Origin of the sequence: Melaminivora alkalimesophila (assembly GCF_000282995.1) — a bacterium.
Taxonomy (GTDB): Bacteria; Pseudomonadota; Gammaproteobacteria; order Burkholderiales; family Burkholderiaceae_C; genus Melaminivora; species Melaminivora alkalimesophila.
This window is the reverse complement of the sequence record NZ_ALEE01000072.1, coordinates 1-1,938: the sequence shown is the minus strand read 5'-3', so window position 1 is coordinate 1,938 and position 1,938 is coordinate 1. Positions and strand designations below refer to the sequence as shown.

At 75.2% G+C, this 1,938-nt stretch carries 4 protein-coding genes; all 4 read right to left on the bottom strand.

What is annotated here, in order from left to right:
• Nucleotides 1–478, bottom strand: a 478-nt coding sequence (locus A612_RS00885) for a PulJ/GspJ family protein (RefSeq protein ID WP_019372736.1), incomplete at its 3' end; no start/stop codon positions are given.
• Nucleotides 478–846 (bottom strand): type II secretion system minor pseudopilin GspI, encoded by a 369-nt coding sequence (gene gspI, locus A612_RS00880; RefSeq protein WP_019372735.1) that lies wholly within the window; start codon nucleotides 844–846, stop codon nucleotides 478–480. The genes gspI and A612_RS00885, both read right to left, overlap by 1 nt.
• Nucleotides 843–1,307: a prepilin-type N-terminal cleavage/methylation domain-containing protein gene (locus tag A612_RS00875; protein ID WP_040435419.1), complete on the bottom strand. Its 465-nt coding sequence runs from the start codon at nucleotides 1,305–1,307 to the stop codon at nucleotides 843–845. The genes gspI and A612_RS00875 overlap by 4 nt, the downstream gene beginning before the upstream one ends.
• Entirely contained in the window at nucleotides 1,282–1,752 is a 471-nt protein-coding gene (gene gspG / locus A612_RS00870) for a type II secretion system major pseudopilin GspG (RefSeq protein WP_019372733.1), read from the bottom strand. Before gspG ends, A612_RS00875 begins: the two co-directional genes overlap by 26 nt.
• Nucleotides 1,753–1,938: the final 186 nt, after the last annotated feature.

Below are 1,938 nucleotides of genomic sequence, written 5' to 3'. Positions count from 1 at the left end.
GCAGCAGCCGCACCTCGCTGCCCGGCGCGGCGCCGGGCGTGCGCGCCCACAGTGCGGCCTGCTGCCATGCCGCCTCCCATTGGGCGCGCGTGCGCACGGGGGGCGACTGCCAGCGCAGCCAATAGGTCTGGGCGCCGGCGCTGCGGCGTGCCCAGGCCACCACCAGCGCGCCCTCGTCCGGCAGCTGCGTGCCGCGCCGCGTCAGGCGCAGCGCCTGCCCGTCCCAGGCGATCGGTTCGGTGTGCTCCAGCGGCAGCAGGGCGTCCAGGTCGGCCGACCACTGCGCCAGCACCGCCTGCAGCGCCAGCAGCTCGTCGGCGCGCGCGCGGGTGTGCTCCTGGGCGCGCACCATGCCGTCCAGCCCGCGCCAGCTGGCCAGCGCCAGCAACGCCATGACGAACAGCGCCACCAGCAGTTCGACCAGCGTGAAGCCCCGCCGTGCATGCCCGCCCCGCGGGCCGCCCGCCGATCCGCGCATCAGTAGCGCCCCACGATGGTGGACAGGCGCAGCACCGGATGGGTGCCATCGTGCACCTGGGCGTCCACGCGGCGAAACTGCGGGTTCGGCGTGGGCGAGGTCGTGACCGTCACCGCGTACACGTGGCCGGCCTGGGTGCAGCTGCGCCCCTCGTCGCCGAGGGGCGGCATCTGGCGCGCCAGCCGCACGCGCACCAGCTCGTTCTGTGCGCACAGGTGGGCCAGCACCACGTCGGTCTGCCGCGCCGCGTTGCGCGCCAGCGCCGAGGTGGCCTGGCTGCCGGCCAGCAGCGCGATCGCCACGATCGCCAGCGCCACCAGCACCTCCACCAGGGTGAAGCCGCGCGCGGCGGCCCGGACATGGCTCACGGCGCCGCCTGCACGGTGAACGGCCCCAGGCCATCGGTGCCCACCGCCACGGCCTGCCCGGGATGGGCGCGGTTGACGAGCACCACCTGCTGGGCGCCGATCAGCGGCTCCGGTCCCAGCCACAGCTCTGCCGCCCCGCGCACGCCGGTCTGGGGGTCCAGCCAGGCGCCCGCCTGCGCCGCGGCACCCGGCAGGCCTTCGAAGCGAAACCCCGAGGCATCGGCCCGCCAGCGCACCGGCACCCCCGAGGCGCGCGAGCGGGCGCGCGCGCCGTCCAGCAACGCCGCCAGCCGCTCGCCCTCGCGCGCCAGCTGCGTGGCGCCGGGGTCGCGCAGCGCCAGCGTGGCCCCGGCAGTGGCGAGGGCCATGATCGCCAGCACCACCAGCAGCTCCAGCAGCGTAAAGCCCCTGGGACAGCGGGCGCGCGGGCCACGGCTACTGCCAGCTGCCGATGTCGGCATCCTTGCCCTCGCCCCCCGGCTGGCCGTCGGCGCCGAAGGACATGACGTCCACCTCGCCCCGGATGCCCGGGTTCAGGTACTGGTAGGGGCGGCCCCAGGGGTCGTTCGGCAGCTTCTCCAGGTAGGGGCGCCAGTGGTTCGGGATCGGCCCCGCCGTGGGCTTGGCGACCAGCGCCTGCAGGCCCTGCTCGGCCGTGGGATAGCGCTGGTTGTCGAGGCGGTACAGCTTGAGCGCCTGCATGATGTTCGTGATGTCGGTGCGCGCCGCCGTGCTGCGCGCGTCGTCGGCGCGGTCGAGCACGTTGGGCACGATGAGGGCGGCCAACACGCCAATGATGACCAGCACCACCATCAGCTCGATCAGGGTGAAGCCGGCGGCGCGGCGGCGCTTGCCGGGGTGCAGCGGCGCGGCGGCGGCGGCGCAAAGGCAGGAAGGACCAGGCATGGGCGGGCAATGATAAATAATCGCCCGATGGTGACACACAAGAGGCAGGCCTGGGGAGTGCGGTTGGCCACGCTGGTGCTGTGGCTGGCCGTGGGCGCCAGCGCGGTCCATTGGGCGCTGGCGTGGTCGGCGCGCCCGCTGGCGCCGCTGGCGGCTGCGGCGCCCGAGGGGCTGCGCGCCGACCCG

Coding starts and splice junctions, on each gene's coding strand:
- gspG (WP_019372733.1), bottom strand. CDS start 1,752: ATGCCTGGTCCTTCCTGCCTTTGCGCCGCCGCCGCCGCGCCGCTGCAC.
- A612_RS00875 (WP_040435419.1), bottom strand. CDS start 1,307: ATGCCGACATCGGCAGCTGGCAGTAGCCGTGGCCCGCGCGCCCGCTGT.